Raw genomic sequence first — 14,877 nt, forward strand, 5'->3', positions numbered from 1 at the left:
CGAAGGAGGAGAGGCAGCGCGCGGTTACGCGCCGACCTCGCACTTCTTCATAAAACTGTTCTTGGCGGCACCGGCGAGCGGCTTGCCGTCGGAGCCGACGGCCTTGGGTGCACAGGCGTCGGCCTTGCACTTTTTCAGGAACGAGGTCTTGGCGGCGCCGGCCAGCGGTTTGCCGTCCTTGCCGACCGCCTTGCTCTCGCAGGTGTCCTCGGCGAAGGCCGAACCCGCTGCAAAGGTGGCAACGACCGCTGCGAGCAAAATCCGCTTCATCATGGGTGTCTCCCTAAACCAGAATGGCGGGAAGATTGGAGCCGGGAATCATGGCGCAATCAAGCAGGATGAGCGGGCGCCGTCCGGTCGGCCTGCCAATTTTTCGGGCGCGATCGGCAAACGCCCCCACTTGTTGCACTGCTCGCTGACCGGGCGGGGCGATCCTGCTAGCTTCGAACAGTTGAGAGAGAGGGAGCATCGTGATGGACGCCGTGAGCCCCGAAGACCAGGCAGCCGCGGATCGGCATTCTCATCTGGTTCGTCCCCAAGACATGGATTGGCAAAAGACACGCTTCCGGGCTGCGAAGCCAAGACGCTGCTGTTCGACCGCAGCAGCGGTCTGATGACCGCCTTGATGCGCTTTGCCCCGGGATCGGTGCTGCCCGATCATGAGCATGTCGGCATCGAGCAGAGCTACGTCATCGAAGGCGCGCTCGTCGACAAGGAGGGGCCGGCCAAGGGGATCGCCTGCAAAGCCGGCGAATTCATCTGGCGCGAGGCAGGCAGCCGGCACGCCGCCTGGTGCCCGGAGGGCGCCCTGATCCTGGCGATCTTCCAGGTGCCGAACAAGTTCTTCGAAGCCGACGGCCGCGTCGTCGACGCTGCCGGCCAGGATTGGGACGAAACCTGGGGGCACACTGGCGAGCAGCGGGCGCGGAGCATCTAGCGCTGTCAGACGCCGCGCATGAGCAGGGCCTTGAAGTCGGCGCGTGCACGCTGCGCCTCGGCGCGCGCGACGTCCGAGGCATCGCCCATGCCGAAATAGCCATGGATCAGGCCGGGACCCTCATGGTGCTTGACGCGGACGCCGGCCGCCTCCAGTGCCCGCGCATAGGCCGCGCCCTCGTCGCGCAGGGGATCGAACCAGGCGGTGGTCACGACCGCGGGTGCGACACCGGCGAGAGATGCCGCGCGCAGGGGTGAGACCCTCCAGTCCGAAGCAAGGCGGGGATCGGCGAGATAATGGCCGCAAAACCATTCCATCGTGGCACGCGTCAGGAAATAACCATCGGCATTCTCGGCGCGCGAGGGATAGCGCGCGTTCTCGCGCGCATCGGCATAAGCACCGAGGACGTCGGTTACGGGATAGACCAACAATTGCGCGGCAAGCTTGATGCCGGCATCGCGGCAAGCGATCGCGGTGGTCGCCGCGAGATTGCCGCCGGCGCTGTCGCCGGCCACGCCGACGCGCTTCGCATCGCCGCCAAATTCCGCGACGCGGTTGAAGATGTCACTGACGGCGGCGAAGGCATCCTCGAAGGCGCCGGGAAAGCGCGTCTCGGGCGGACGGCGATAGTCGACGGAGACGACGACCGCGCCGGTCTCGATCGCGAGGTTGCGCGCCTGCCGGTCGTGGGTTTCGAGATCGCCCGCAACCCAGCCGCCGCCATGGAAGAACACCACCGTGGGTGCAGGTGTCGAGCCGATCCGATAGACGCGTGCGTCGAGCGGGCCAGCGCCGCCTTTCACCTTGATATCCCGCACGCTATCAACGCGCGGTGGCGGGATGGCCGCACGCGAGGCAGCCAGTGCGCGCAAGGAGTCGCGGGCGCTCTGTGGCGTCATCGTGGCGGGATCGCGCATCGGCATGAGCGGAATGATCTGGGCGATGACGGGATCTAGCGGCGCGGCCATGGCGTATCTCCTCGCGGGGTTCTTGGTCTTGCTTGCGGGTCAGCATAGATTTTGCGCGCCGCATCGGCAACCGGCGCTCTGCCGCAACACCGGTCGAACGGGCAGGGAGATTCCGGAGGACGAGGTGATCATGACCTGCGTTGCGCTGAGCTATCCCGACGACAGCTTTGCCGCGAATGCAGTTCGCTCGGACCGCGAACATAACGACGAGTTCGTGCGCTACGTGGGTTTTGCCGAATAGCACGACGTGAAGGAGATTATTCTCCGGCGGAATTTTTTTGGCGCGGAGTCGTTAGCGGCCTCTTGCAATCTCGAAGGTGCGGGAGGAACAATATGCAGACTAAGAGGTTTGTTGCTGGCGCGAGGGAATTGACATGCGGCGGCTGGCTAGCCTGGTTCGACGTTTATTTGGTCCGCGAATGCGGCGCCCGATCGATGACGATCCAAGTCTTCCTTTCACACCCGAGGAGCTCGGCCGGCTGATCCGCAGTGGCAAGCACGAGGACATGAAGCTGCTGGCCGACGGCATGGCCTGCCGGTCCATTCCGCACCGCGCCAGATATCGCGCGACGCACTGAAGCGCCGCGACGCTCGAGCATCGCGACGCTCAAGTATCGCGACACTCAAGCGCCGCGACAAAGAGAATCGCTCCGCGCCTCAGCGACATGCTAGGATGCGGCCCATCATGAGCAATCGCATCCTCGTCCTCTACGGTTCCTATCGTTCCGACCGCATGGGCATCCGCCTTGCGAACTTCGTCATCAATCGTCTGCGCGGTCGCGGCCAGGAGGTCGAATTCATCGACGCCAAGACGATCGGCCTGCCGATGCTGGACCGCATGTACAAGGAATATCCCAAAGGCACCGCGCCGGAGGCGCTGGAAAGGCTGGCCGGACAGATCCGCGGCGCCGACGGTTTTGTCTTTGTCACCGGCGAATACAATTGGGGCATCCAGCCCGGCCTGAAAAACCTCACCGACCATTTCCTCGAAGAATGGTTCTGGCGTCCGGCTGCGATCGCGAGCTACTCGGCCGGCCGGCTCTCGGGCGCGCGCGCCGCGACCGCCTGGCACGGCACGCTGTCGGAGATGGGCATGGTGGTGGTGTCGAGCACGATCGGCGTCGGCCCGATCGCGCAGACGCTGTCGGACGACGGAGAGCCGATCGGCGACGGCGGCAAGGCGCTGGAACGCTCGTTCCCGCGCTTTGCCGACGATCTTGCGTGGTGGATCGAGGCGGCCAAGGCGCAGCGGGCGCGCAAGGCGCCGCCTTATTGAGACGTCTTACGCCGCCCTGACCTCGCCAAGGAAGCGGTCGAACTGTCCGGCGAGATCGCGCGACTGGGTCGAGAGCTGCTCGGCGGCGCCTAGCACCTCCCGGGCGGCGGCTCCCGAGTCATCCGCGGCGCGTTGCACGCCGGAGATGTTGCTGTTGACTTCCTGGGTGCCGCGGGCGGCCTCCTGGACGCTGCGGGCGATCTCCTTGGTGGCCGAGCCCTGCTCCTCGATCGCGGCGGCAATCGCAGCGCCAATCTGGTCGATCTCGGCGATGACGTCGGCGACGTTGCGGATCGCGGCAACGGTCTCGTCGCTCGCGCTCTGGATCGCGGTGATCTGCTCGGAGATTTCGGTGGTGGCCTTGGCAGTCTGGCCGGCCAGCGACTTCACTTCGGAAGCAACCACCGCAAAGCCGCGGCCGGCATCGCCGGCGCGGGCGGCCTCGATGGTCGCGTTCAGCGCCAGCAGGTTGGTCTGCTCGGCGATGCTCTGGATCAGCGTGACGACGTCGCCGATCTTCTGCGCGCCCTCGGCGAGCGTGCGCGCGGTATCGCCGGTGCGGCGGGCATTGTCGACGGCGCGGGCGGCGATCTCGGTGGATTGCGCGACCTGACGGCCGATCTCAGCGATCGACGAGGTCAGCTCCTCGGTGGCGCTGGCAACCGTCTGCACGTTGGTCGAGGTCTGTTCGGAGGCGGCGGCGACGATTGCGGCCTGGCTGTTGGTCTGGGCCGCGGTCGAGGTCATCGACTGTGCCGTGCTTTCCATCGTCGCGGAGGCCCGGGACAGGCCGCCGACCAGCTCGGTGACCTTGGCCTCGAAGGCGCGGGTGAGGTCGTCAAGCGCCTGGGCACGGCGCATCTTGCCGTCGTTCTCGGCCTGCTTCTCGGCGGCGAGCCGGTCGGCCCGGATCATGTTGTCCTTGAACACCTGAACCGCCGCGGCCATCGCGCCGATCTCGTCGGAGCGCTCGGCACCGGGGATGCCGTCGGCAACCTCGCCATCGGCAAGCCGCGACATCCGCCTCGTCAGGCTGACGATCGGGGCGCAGACGCGGCGGCGAACCACCACAATGAGGCCGACGCTGGCGACCAGCACGGCAAGGAGGCCGACGAGGGCGAAGGTGAAGCTGGTGCGTGCGGCCGAGGAGGCGCCGGCAAGGATCTGCTCGGCGTTATCATAGAAGGCGTCGCGAACGTCGATGATGGTGCCGAGGCCGCGCTGCGTGGCGGCGTAATAGGTGTCCACGTCGTGTTCGTACTTGCCGCTGACCGCGCCGTCCTTCACCAGCTTGAGCTCGCGGCCGAACTCCTCGACATAGACCGCGTTGAACTTCTCCAGCGCAGCGGCGACGTTCCTTGGAGTCGCCGGATTGCCGCGCAGTTCCTGTAGCGTCATCACGATCTGATCGTTGCGGCCCTGCGAGCGGCTGATCTCGGCCTTCTCGGCGTCGGTCGCCGGTTTCTTGCCGCCGACGAGATTCTTGTGCAGGCTGGAATTGAAGCCGCCGATGTCACGCAGCGTCATCGCGATGTTGGCGTAGCTGGCCTGCCGGTAGGCGTCGCCGTTGAGAATCGCCATGCGGCGGACCTGCTCGTTGAGCAGCGCGGTCACGCCGCTGTTGAGCACGGCATTGTCGGCGACGATCTTCTTGGCCGCGTCCTTGCGGGCCTCTGCCGGCCCTGCGAGCGCCTTATCGATGGCCTCGCGCAGCGCCGTGAATTTCGCATTGATGCCGTCGATGTTGCTGCCGATGGTGCTGCCGTCCTCGAAGGAGCCGGGCAGCTCTTTGCGCAGCGCGTTCATCCTGTCGCGAGCACCGTCGGTCTGCTTGCGCAGCTTGTCCTGTTCGGCAAGCAGCGCAGGGTCGATCGTGGCGGGGCCGTAGAGAATGTTGGTGGAAAAGCCGCGCTCCGGGTTGAGATAGCGCGGGATGTCGCTGGCCGCTCGGACGATCGCCAGGCGGCCTTGCGCCTCGCCGATCCGCTCCATCATCTGGTATTTGGTCACGGCGACGTAGACGGCGAGGCCGCCGCCGACGGTCGAGAGCGAGACGATGGCGGTGGTCAGGAGCGTACCGATTTTCATGATCTGTCCGGCAATTGGCGCGGGGAGAATTATTTTGCTCGGAAGATAGGCAGCCGGTATTAATCTCGGGTTTACGCTGCCGCTCGCGTCAACTCAGCCGGATGCCCGTCCGTCGAGCTTCGCCAGGATCTCCAGCGTGGCGCGATCGCGTTCGCCGGCGAAGTAGCGGGCGAGGGCCTCGCCGAAAATAGGCTCATTGGAAACCGCACCGAACAGCGTCATCGACGAGCGGAATTTCGTATCATCCGGCGCGCCCAGGATCGCGTTGATGGTCCGCCCCTGAACGGCGAGCACGAGCCTGGTACATTCGATCAGGCGCGCCCCGAGGACGGGATGGGCGAGATAGGCCTGGGCCTCCGCGCGGGAGCCGATCGCGTAGCGCTGCGACATGGCGCTGACGCCGAGGCCGGCGACCTGCGGGAAGATGAACCACATCCAGTGAGTCTGCTTCCGGCCCCGGGCCAGCTCGCCCTGCACGTCGCGATAGACCGGGTCCTGGGCCCGGATAAAGCGCTCGAGATCGAAAGGATCGGTCATTGGATACCTTGGGAAAGCCTTGCCGGACCCGTTGCCAGCCCTTGCCGGCCGCGATTATGCCTAACTTTTGGCTCCCAATGTGGTAGCTGGTATAGAGTCTCCGGGTGGGGGTTGGGCACCCCCGGGGTCGATTTGGGGATCTGATGGTTTCCGACGCAGCACATGCCGGGAGGCTGTTGTCGCGCCGCCGTGTCGGGCGAGCCGAAGCGATTTTGCTGTCTCTGGCAGCGATCGCGCTGGCGCTTGGCGCCGCCGCGTGGGTCGCGGATATGGGCGATTCGTCCCCACTGGTCTCCGCCGCGTTGCCGCCGGCCAATGCCCCTTCATTCGAGGATCGTTTCGCTTCGGCCTCCGGCAATCCGCCGGCCCGCGAACTCGGCCTCCGGACGCTGGAGCGCTCCGCCCTGAACGCGGTCCAGCTCAAGCTTCGCGATGCCAAGGCCATGCTGGCTGAGAGGCTCCAGGGCGACGACTGGCGCTCGATCCTGACCGAAGAAGACGATCGGCCTGCGGCCGAGGAGGCGAGGCCCTCGCAGCGCGCCGACACCATCCCGATGCCGCGCTCGCGTCCGGTCCAGGCCGATCTCGCCTCCCAGATCGCATCCAGCCAAGCGTATGCCGACACTGGTTCACGGGTCGATAACCGCAATTTCTTCGAAAAATTCACCGACAAGATCAAGCTGGCCTCGCTGACGCCCGACAGCGGCCTGTTCGGCAAGGCGCCCGATCTTGCGGCCCTCGGCTACGATTCGCGGACGGCGGTCTATGACATCTCGGCCAAGGCGGTTTACCTGCCAAGCGGCGTGGCGCTCGAGGCCCATTCCGGCTTAGGCCCGCTGATGGACAACCCCGACCATGTCGATCGGCGCATGGTCGGCGCGACGCCGCCGGCGACCTACGAGCTGAAGCCGCGCGAAAAGCCGTTCCATGGCGTCCGCGCGCTGCGCATGACGCCGGTCGAAGGCACCAACGCGCTCGGGCGCGTCGGCCTGCTCACCCACAATTACATGCTCGGACCGCGCGGCGATTCCAACGGTTGCGTCTCGATCAAGGACTATGACCGTTTCATCAAGGCCTACGACAATGGCGAGTTCAACCGTCTGGTCGTGGTGCCGAGCCTGCGCGGCTCTGCGACCGCTTCGCAGCGCGCGAGCACTGATTCCTGAGACTTGCCTGCCGCGGCGGGGCTGCCGTTTCCCCTTCGTTAAGTCGTCCTCGTCCAGAAGCAGCCCATGAGTGATCCATCAAACTCCGAGACCCCGCTGCGGACGACGTTCAAGATCAAGCTGAACGGTGACACGCTGGCGATTGCGACCGTCGGCCAGGCCTATCAGTTCCTGACCAATTTCAAGTCTGTGGAATGGATGGAATTCCGCTCCCTGCATGAGGATGCTGTCGAGGCGCTGGAGGGCGCTGCCGGTAACGCCATGTTGGCAGTGCAGGCAACCAACGCCGTGCGCGCGCTGTTCGTCAGTGCGAAGCTGCTCTGACGGGCTCACAGTCCCGCAGGCCCGATGGACCCCAGCGCAATTCGAGGACGGACATCGTGGCCGAACGCCGATATGCTTGAGATTTACTATTAGGGAGAGACCCCAATGAAACGCCGTACATTTCTCAAGGGCGGCGCGGTCGCCGGCGCGACGACGCTGGTTGCGGCCCCTGCGCTCGCGCAAGGCGCGCCCGAGATCAAATGGCGCCTAACCTCGAGCTTCCCGAAGTCGCTCGACACCATCTACGGTACGGCGCAGACGTTCGCGAAATACGTCGCGGAAGCGACCGACAACAAATTCCAGATCCAGACCTTCGCCGCCGGCGAGCTCGTGCCCGGCCTGCAGGCGCTCGATGCCGTCAGCACCGCCTCGGTGGAGATGGCGCAGACGCCGCTCTATTTCTACATCGGCAAGGAGCCGGCGCTGGCCTATGCCACCGGCGCGCCGTTCGGCATGAACCATCGCCACCAGGAATCATGGTGGCACTTCGGCGGCGGCGCCGATCTCACCAACGAAGCGCTCAAACCCTTCAAGGCCCACGCCATCCTCTGCGGCAATTCCGGCACCCAGATGGGCGGCTGGTTCCGCAAGGAGATCAAGACGGTCGACGACCTCAAAGGACTCAAATTCCGCATCGCGGGCATGGGTGGCCATGTGCTGGCGCGGCTCGGCGTCGTCCCGCAACAGATCGCCGGCGGCGATGTCTATCCGGCCCTCGAGAAGGGCACGATCGATGCCGCCGAATTCGTCGGTCCCTATGACGACGAGAAGCTCGGTTTCCAGAAGGTCGCCAAATACTATTATTTCCCGGGCTGGTGGGAAGGCGGCGCCATGCTGCACATGATCGTCAACGATGAGAAATGGGCCTCGCTGCCCAAGCAATATCAGGCGATCGTCAACCAGGCGGGATCTGCGGCCGGCGCCTGGATGCTCGAGAAATACGACAGCGTGAATCCGGCGGCGCTGAAACGGCTGATCGCCAATGGCGCGGAGCTGAGGGCCTTCCCGCAGCCGGTGCTGGAGGCCTGCTACAACGCGACCCAGGATCATCTGAACGAGCTCGCCGCCAAGAGCGATCTGTTCAGGCGGACGAAGGACAGCCACGACGCCTATATGAAGGAGCTGCTGTTCTACACGCAGATCGCGGAGAACTTCTACGACAATTATCTGCTCAGCAAGACACGCAACAAGAGCTGAGCGCGCAGCTCTCGTAGCAACCATCTTAATGGTTGCTACGAGAATTTTCGTACGGCGAGCTACGTCGCGCCTAGTCCCAGCTTCGCATAGATCCTTCGCGCATAGACGCCGAACGCATCCGTGGTCTTCAGCGGAAGGTCGCGCGGGAAGGGCAGGTCGATCGGGAAATAATCGGCCATCTTCGCCGGACCCGCCGTCAGCACGGCGCAGTGCGAGGACAGGAAGACGGCTTCCTGGATCGAGTGCGTGACGAAGATGATTGTCTTGCCGCTCTCACGCCAGATCCGCAGCATCTCGAGATTCATCTGCTCGCGCGTCAGCGCATCCAGCGCACCGAACGGCTCGTCCATCAGGATCAGCTTTGGATCGTGAATGAATGCGCGCGCGATCGCGGTGCGCTGCTGCATACCGCCGGAGAGCTGCTGCGGATATTTGTGCTCGTAACCGGCAAGCCCGACCAGATTGAGCAGATCGTGCGCCCGCGCACGCGCGGCCTTCATCGGCAGGCCGACGATCTCGGCCGGCAGCAGCACGTTGTCCAGAATGGTGCGCCACTTCAAGAGCAGTGCCTGCTGGAACACCATGCCGATGTCGCGGGTCGGATCGAACGGGCTCTTGGCATTGCCGATTGTCACTGTGCCGCCGTCAGCGCCGTGCAGCCCAGCCAGGATCTTCATTACCGTGGTCTTGCCGCAGCCGGAGGGGCCGACCAGCGAGACCAGCTCACCTTCCTGCACGTCCATGGTGACGTCGGAGACTGCCAGGAATTCGGCGCCGCCGCTGCGGTAGACTTTCCGGACGCCGCGCAGGCTGATGAAGGGCTCGGAGCTCATGCCAGCCATTTGTTCAGATGGGCGGCGACGAAGGCATCGTCGCTGAGATCGGCGTGCTCGCGACAGACGCGGTCGATCTCCTGCTTCTGGCCGGGGCTGAGGCCCTCGTTCGGATCGAGGCACCACAGGCCCTGCATCAGGCCCTGACGCCGCAGCACCTCGTGGCAGCCGGCGATGCAGCCGTGAAAGTTGTTGGCGACGTCGAAGAACGCGCTGTTGCAGTCGGTGACGCGGGCGTCGAGCGCGAGCAGGTCGGCCGGAACGCTGTCCTTGTGCCGCGCGGCCTTGCAGCGCTCGAAGAGTTGTATGGCGCTTGCGGTCCACACCGACCAATGGCCGAGCAGGCCGCCCTTGAAGTAGGTTCGCGTGGTGATGCCCTTGTCGCGCAGGTCGAACGGCAGGGTGAGGTCGAGCAGGATGTGGTCGTCATTGCCGGTGTAGAGCGCGACGCGGTCGAGTGCGGCTGCGGCGGCAACACCGCGGAGCACGTCGAGAGTCCTGTAGCGGTTAAACGGCGCGATCTTGATCGCGATGACATTGTCGATCGAGGCGAAGCGCTGCCAGAACTGGCTGGAGAGGATGACGCCGCCCACGGCCGGCTGGAGGTAGAAGCCGACCAGCGGGATCTCCGCGGCCACCGCCGTGCAATGCGCGATGATCTCATCCTCGGAGGCGCTCTTCATCGCGGCGAGGCTGAGCAGGCCGGCGTGATAGCCGACGTCGCGTGCGGTGCGGGCCTCAGCGATTGCCTGGCTGGTTGGGCCGGCAAGGCCTGCGACCATCGCCAATGGACGCTTGGTCCAGCTCGCGGCTGTCTCGGCGGCGAGCTCGAGCACGGGACGGTAGAGGCCGACGTCGCGAATCGCGAACTGCGTCGTGTGCACGCCGACGGCAAGGCCGCCTGCGCCGGCATCGACGTAATAGCGCGTCAGCGCGCGCTGATGCGTCTTGTCGAGCTGGCGCTCGGCGGTGAGGGCGAGGGGATGCGCCGGCAGCACGGTGCCCTCGGCGATCAGCTTGCGGATGTCGCTGTTGATCTGGCTGTGGTGCATGATGTCCTATCCGAATTCGGGGCCGGCGACGGCGAATGGCGTTTCTTCGGCCGCGGCGGTTGGAGGGCCGAACCGCATGCGCTGAAACGGCCGCTCGATGGTCCAGCCCGAGGCGGTCAATCCGTCGAGGAACGCGGGTTGCGAGGCGACAGCGTCGAGCAGGAGCGGGCCATTCTCGGATCCCGCAATCACGCGAACCAGAGCCAGCGCTTCGACGGCATGATCCGCGAACAAGGGGCCGATATGGCGCGCGGTTCTGCCATCCCGGACGAGCGTAATGCTGCTATTGGCTGCGACGATACGCGACCCGGCGCGCTGTGCGAGGGCGGTCAGCAGAGCGGTCCGTTCGAAACCTGTGGCGCGCTGGTCGCGGGCACAAAGCGCCTCGAGCGTTGCGGCCGACGGCGCCGCCGCAGATGCCGGCGTAGGTTTCATCAGCTTCAGCCGCCGCAATTGCAGAGTCGGTGTGAAGCCGAGGCGCCCGTAGACGGCGGCGCCGTCGGGCGTCGCATCGAGCCAGCTCGTGAGACCGTTCTTGCGCGCCGCTTCCAGGCAGGCATCGACGAGGCGTGTCGCCAGACCACGGCGGCGATGCCTTGCCGACACCAGCACCATGCTGATCCAGGCGTTGTTGCCGGAATACGGCAGCAGTGCTGCGGTCGCCACCAGTCGCGCGCCCTCGCGGATGCCGAACACGACACCATCGCGCAGGAAAACGCGCCAATCCTGTTCGGTCTGGTTCCAGCGCGCTTCCGTCGACAGCGCCAGCCCGGCGTTCGCATCGGCGACGCCGAGCTTGATGACGGGCGGACCGTCAGTAGCGTCCATCGCGCACCTCGTATTTGGTGGGCTTGCCAAGCGTCGGCATGGCGCGGGAGACCCAGTCCGCGGTCCAGGCGATCAACTGCTCGGTGTCGACGACCGGCAAACCGAACAGTTCGACCGCTTTCGACGTGTCGGTCAGCCATGCCGTCGGCTCTTCCTTGCCTGTCAGCACCGGTGCGCGGCCGAACCTCGCACCGAACTTCTGCGCGAGATCGCGCACCGCGAGGATCTCGTGGCCGCTGACATTGATCGGGGAGGTCGGTGTCGTGCAATGGGCGAGGCAGCGCAGCGCCTGGGCGGACGCATCGCCCTGCCAGATGAAGTTGACGTGACCGAGGCTGACGTCGATTGGCGTGCCCGTCAGCACTTTCGTGGCGATGTCGTGCAACACGCCATAGCGCATGTCGATCGCGTAGTTGAGGCGGAACAGGCGGCCCGGTGTTCCGAATTTGCGCGAAAAATATTCGAACATCCGCTCGCGTCCGACGCAGGACTGGGCATACTCGCCGGGCGGGTTCGGCGCCATGTCCTCGGTCGAGCCCTTACCGTCGACGGGGACAAAGGGATAGATGCAGCCGGTCGAGAACGCCACGATCCGGGACGCGGGGAAGGCCTGCGCGACCAGGGCCGGCACATGCGCGTTCATCGCCCAGGTCAGCGACAGATCGCCCTCCGCGCCGAACTTGCGGCCGGCCATGAAGATGATGTTGGGCGCCTTCGGCAGCGCGTGAATGGCGCTTTCGTCCATCAAATCGCAATTGATCGTCTCGATGGCGCGCGCGTGCAGCCAGTCCTTGACACTGGCGTCGCTGAAGCGCGCGACACCGATGACGCGGCGGTCCGGCGCGGCAGCTTTTGCGAGCCCCGCCAGCGTCGGGCCCATCTTGCCGGCGACGCCAAGGATCATGATGTCGCCCTCGACGTTCCTGAGGTCATCGATCAGTGCCTGCGTCGGCCGGCACAGGAGCTCGTCGAGCGCAGCGACGTCAGGGATGGTCTTGGGCAGGGTCTGGCGGGTGAGCAACATGGATTTGGTCCTTAGTTCTGCCGTTGTCAGGTCTGTCTCGCGTCGCCAACCACGAACATGCGTTCGAGGGCGAGCACCAGGCCGTAGAGGGCGACCCCCAGCAGCGTTAGCAGCACGACGGCCATCACCATCGCGGGCGTGTCGAGCGACGACTGCACCTGGATCATGAGGTAGCCCAGCCCGCGCTCGGAGGCGATGAACTCGCCGACGATGGCACCGGCCACCGCGAGGATGGCGCCGACCTTCATGCCGGAGAAGATGTAAGGCAGCGATCCCGGTAGCTGGATCTTTCGGAAAAGCGTCCAGCGCGAGCCGCGCAGCGATTTGACGAGATCGAGCAGATCGGGCTCGACCTCGCGCAGGCCCCGCGCGGTGGTGAGCAGGATCGGAAAGAAGCAGATGCTGAAGGCGATCAAAATGTTCGGCACGATGCCGTAGGAGAACCAGACGATGAAGAGCGGGCCGAGCGCGACCTTCGGAATCATGTTCAGCGTCACGAACAGCGGCAGCAGCGCGAGGCTGAGCAGCGGCGCCCAGCTGAAGATCACGGCCAGCGCAACGCCGACGAAGGCGCCAAGCGCGAAGCCGCCGAGGATCTCGATCGCCGTCACCAGCGTGTTGGCACCCCAGGCATAGCCTGTGGTTGCCAGCGTCTGCACGGTGGCGAGCGGCGAGGGCAGGATGAATTTCGGCACGTGGAAAGCATCGACCGCGACCTGCCAGAGCACGAGCACAGCAAGATGCACGATCAGGATGATCGCAAAGCTGCGCGAGGTGCGGGCCGCGTCTCCTGTCACCGATTGCTCCCTGTTGCGACGGTCACTTGCCGCTACGACGAGCCTAATCGGCTTTGAGCGAAGTTTCAACCAGTTGGTTGATTAGGGTCGCAGCGACTGCAGCACCAAATCGGCGACGTGCCTGCGGCGGGCGCGGCGCTGGGTGCGGCTCGACAGGTCCTTACCGAAGATCGCCGACAGCGTCGGCGTGTTGGAGAAGAAGAAATAGCTGAGGCCCGCAATCGAGATATAGAGCTGAACGGGATCGATCCCCTTGCGGAACACGCCGGCGCGTACCCCCTCGTTGAGGATGTGGGAGACGCTTCTCACCAGCGGGGAATGCATCGCCTCCAGCCGCGTCGAGCCGCGGACGTGGCGAGCGCCGCCGCGGTTCTCGTCGTTCAGAAGCACGATGAAATCGGGGTTTGCCGCCAGATGGTCGAATGAGGCTTCGATCAGCCTGCGGATGGCCTTTTCCGGCGGCAGGCCTTCGAGCTTGAGCTTGCGCTCCTGCTCGCGGATGTCCTCATAGACCCATTCGAGCACGGCGAGGTAGAGCGCGTCCTTGTCGCCGAAATAGTGATAGACGAGCTGCTTGTTTACGCCGGCACGCTCGGCGATCTCGTCGACGCGGGCCCCCGCAAAGCCGTGCCGGGCGAATTCCAGCCGCGCCGCGGTGAGCAGCTTGTTGCGGGTGGCGACGGGATCACGGCGCTGCGGCACGGTGTCGCCAGATCGTTTTGCAGGCATTTCCAACCAAACAGTTGACAAGTTGAGGGCGGGCTTGTTGCATTGGTATCCTCACATGGCGAGAGCGACAAGCCGGGTCGCGGCAATGAGGAGAGGTGCGATGAAGCATTTGCAGGCGGCGGGCTCTGCCCTGGTATTGGCGCTGACGCTCGGTGTGTCGGCGATGCCTGCGCGCGCGGGCGAGGCGGTCAATCTGATCCTGAACTGGACGCCGACGGCCGATCACTCGCCGTATTATTACGCCAAGGCTCAAGGCTGGTACGAGAAGGCGGGCATCGACCTGACGATCGAGACCGGCAAAGGCTCCGGCGTCTCCGCCGCCAAGGTCGGCTCCGGCGGCTCGCCTTTCGGCGTCGCCGATCTCGCCACCATGCTGGTGGCCAAGAGCAAGGGCGCCGACACGGTTGCGGTGATGAGCGTCTATGCCAATACCGGCCAGACCTTCTACTGGCTGAAGAGCTACGGCGTGAACGGTGTGAAGGACTTTGCCGGGCACAAGATCGGCAACCCGCCTGGGGATGCCTCGCGCGTGATGTGGCCGGCCTTCGCCAAGGCCGCAGGTCTGGCGCCCGATTCTGTCGGCTTCGTCAATGTCGGGCCGACCGCGAAGATCGCGGCGCTGAAGAGCCACACCGTCGACATCATCAGCGACTTCTACAACGAGCACGATCTGAAAGTGATCGAGTTCGGACCCGATCTCGGCTACATCAACTGGAAGGACATCGGGCTCAATCCCTATGGCAATTCGCTGATCGTCAACGGCGCTTATCTGCAGAAGAATCCCAAGGTGGTCGAGGAGTTCGTGCGCGTCACGCAGAAGGCCTTTGCGGCTTGCGTCGCCGACGTCACGCCATGCCTGAAGGCGCTGCTCGATCAGGTCTCCGGTCTCGACAGGGAGAACCAGGAGCGCCAGTGGGAACGCATCAAGTCCCTGATGACCGACGAATTCACGACGACGAAGTCGCTCGGCTGGATCGACGGCGAGCGGATGAAGAAGGACTACGAGCTGGTCCAAACCTATCTCGGTATGGAGAAGCCGTTCGACGTGTCGACGGCGTTCACGACCAAGATGCTCGATCCCTCCATCAAGATGGATGCCAGCAAGGTGAAGAAGTAAGGGC

Annotated in this window: 17 protein-coding genes and 1 pseudogene; 8 read left to right on the forward strand and 10 right to left on the reverse strand. The window is 65.0% G+C overall.

Annotation, left to right across the window (positions count from 1 at the left end):
* Positions 1-24: 24 nt before the first annotated feature.
* Positions 25-273, reverse strand: a complete 249-nt coding sequence (locus IVA98_RS02940; RefSeq protein WP_247277308.1) for a hypothetical protein — start codon at positions 271-273, stop codon at positions 25-27.
* Positions 274-473: 200 nt separating this feature from the next.
* On the opposite strand from IVA98_RS02940, the pseudogene IVA98_RS02945 reads away from it, so the two are divergent.
* Positions 474-937 (forward strand): annotated as a pseudogene (locus tag IVA98_RS02945) (cupin domain-containing protein).
* A gap of 5 nt (positions 938-942) precedes the next feature.
* Here IVA98_RS02945 and IVA98_RS02950 read toward each other — a convergent pair.
* Entirely contained in the window at positions 943-1,905 is a 963-nt protein-coding gene (locus IVA98_RS02950; protein WP_247297268.1) for an alpha/beta hydrolase, read from the reverse strand.
* On the opposite strand from IVA98_RS02950, the gene IVA98_RS02955 reads away from it, so the two are divergent.
* From IVA98_RS02955 to IVA98_RS02965, 3 genes are all read left to right on the forward strand, one after another.
* Entirely contained in the window at positions 1,904-2,146 is a 243-nt protein-coding gene (locus IVA98_RS02955) for a nitroreductase family protein (RefSeq protein WP_247297266.1), read from the forward strand. The two genes, IVA98_RS02950 and IVA98_RS02955, sit on opposite strands and share 2 nt — an antisense overlap.
* A 178-nt stretch (positions 2,147-2,324) precedes the next feature.
* Positions 2,325-2,483, forward strand: coding sequence for a hypothetical protein (locus IVA98_RS02960; protein ID WP_247354265.1), 159 nt, complete (start codon positions 2,325-2,327; stop codon positions 2,481-2,483).
* Positions 2,484-2,590: 107 nt separating this feature from the next.
* Positions 2,591-3,181, forward strand: coding sequence for an NADPH-dependent FMN reductase (locus IVA98_RS02965; protein WP_247297262.1), 591 nt, complete (start codon positions 2,591-2,593; stop codon positions 3,179-3,181).
* 6 nt (positions 3,182-3,187) lie between these two features.
* Here the strand turns inward: IVA98_RS02965 and IVA98_RS02970 are convergent, their stop codons facing one another.
* Both IVA98_RS02970 and IVA98_RS02975 read right to left on the reverse strand, forming a co-directional pair.
* Positions 3,188-5,269, reverse strand: coding sequence for a methyl-accepting chemotaxis protein (locus IVA98_RS02970; RefSeq protein WP_247334683.1), 2,082 nt, complete (start codon positions 5,267-5,269; stop codon positions 3,188-3,190).
* 93 nt (positions 5,270-5,362) lie between these two features.
* Positions 5,363-5,806, reverse strand: a complete 444-nt coding sequence (locus IVA98_RS02975) for a DUF1810 domain-containing protein (protein WP_247297258.1) — start codon at positions 5,804-5,806, stop codon at positions 5,363-5,365.
* Between the two features lie 212 nt (positions 5,807-6,018).
* Here IVA98_RS02975 and IVA98_RS02980 point away from each other — a divergent pair, with 212 nt between their 5' ends.
* From IVA98_RS02980 to IVA98_RS02990, 3 genes are all read left to right on the forward strand, one after another.
* Positions 6,019-6,972 carry a DUF2778 domain-containing protein gene (locus IVA98_RS02980; RefSeq protein ID WP_247297300.1) on the forward strand — a complete coding sequence of 318 codons (954 nt, stop codon included), beginning with the start codon at positions 6,019-6,021 and terminating at the stop codon, positions 6,970-6,972.
* A gap of 66 nt (positions 6,973-7,038) precedes the next feature.
* Positions 7,039-7,296, forward strand: a complete 258-nt coding sequence (locus tag IVA98_RS02985) for a hypothetical protein (RefSeq protein ID WP_247277300.1) — start codon at positions 7,039-7,041, stop codon at positions 7,294-7,296.
* 105 nt (positions 7,297-7,401) lie between these two features.
* Complete coding sequence (locus IVA98_RS02990) at positions 7,402-8,493, forward strand: TRAP transporter substrate-binding protein (protein ID WP_247297256.1); 1,092 nt, start codon at positions 7,402-7,404, stop codon at positions 8,491-8,493.
* A 59-nt stretch (positions 8,494-8,552) separates the two neighbouring features.
* Here IVA98_RS02990 and IVA98_RS02995 read toward each other — a convergent pair whose 3' ends face one another.
* From IVA98_RS02995 to IVA98_RS03020, 6 genes are all read right to left on the reverse strand, one after another.
* Entirely contained in the window at positions 8,553-9,335 is a 783-nt protein-coding gene (locus IVA98_RS02995) for an ABC transporter ATP-binding protein (RefSeq protein ID WP_247297253.1), read from the reverse strand.
* A complete protein-coding gene (locus IVA98_RS03000) occupies positions 9,323-10,378 on the reverse strand; it encodes a dihydrodipicolinate synthase family protein (RefSeq protein ID WP_247297251.1) in 1,056 nt (351 codons plus the stop codon). The genes IVA98_RS02995 and IVA98_RS03000 overlap by 13 nt, the downstream gene beginning before the upstream one ends.
* A gap of 6 nt (positions 10,379-10,384) precedes the next feature.
* Positions 10,385-11,206, reverse strand: coding sequence for a GNAT family N-acetyltransferase (locus IVA98_RS03005; protein WP_247334687.1), 822 nt, complete (start codon positions 11,204-11,206; stop codon positions 10,385-10,387).
* Positions 11,193-12,230 (reverse strand): NAD-dependent epimerase/dehydratase family protein, encoded by a 1,038-nt coding sequence (locus IVA98_RS03010; RefSeq protein ID WP_247297247.1) that lies wholly within the window; start codon positions 12,228-12,230, stop codon positions 11,193-11,195. The genes IVA98_RS03005 and IVA98_RS03010 overlap by 14 nt, the downstream gene beginning before the upstream one ends.
* 26 nt (positions 12,231-12,256) lie before the next feature.
* Positions 12,257-13,027, reverse strand: coding sequence for an ABC transporter permease (locus IVA98_RS03015; RefSeq protein WP_247297245.1), 771 nt, complete (start codon positions 13,025-13,027; stop codon positions 12,257-12,259).
* A gap of 81 nt (positions 13,028-13,108) precedes the next feature.
* Complete coding sequence (locus IVA98_RS03020) at positions 13,109-13,756, reverse strand: TetR/AcrR family transcriptional regulator (protein WP_249797067.1); 648 nt, start codon at positions 13,754-13,756, stop codon at positions 13,109-13,111.
* Positions 13,757-13,856: 100 nt separating this feature from the next.
* Here IVA98_RS03020 and IVA98_RS03025 point away from each other — a divergent pair, with 100 nt between their 5' ends.
* A complete protein-coding gene (locus IVA98_RS03025; protein WP_247297234.1) occupies positions 13,857-14,873 on the forward strand; it encodes an ABC transporter substrate-binding protein in 1,017 nt (338 codons plus the stop codon).
* Positions 14,874-14,877: the final 4 nt, after the last annotated feature.

It is taken from the genome of Bradyrhizobium sp. 160, assembly GCF_023073735.1.
GTDB lineage: Bacteria > Pseudomonadota > Alphaproteobacteria > Rhizobiales > Xanthobacteraceae > Bradyrhizobium.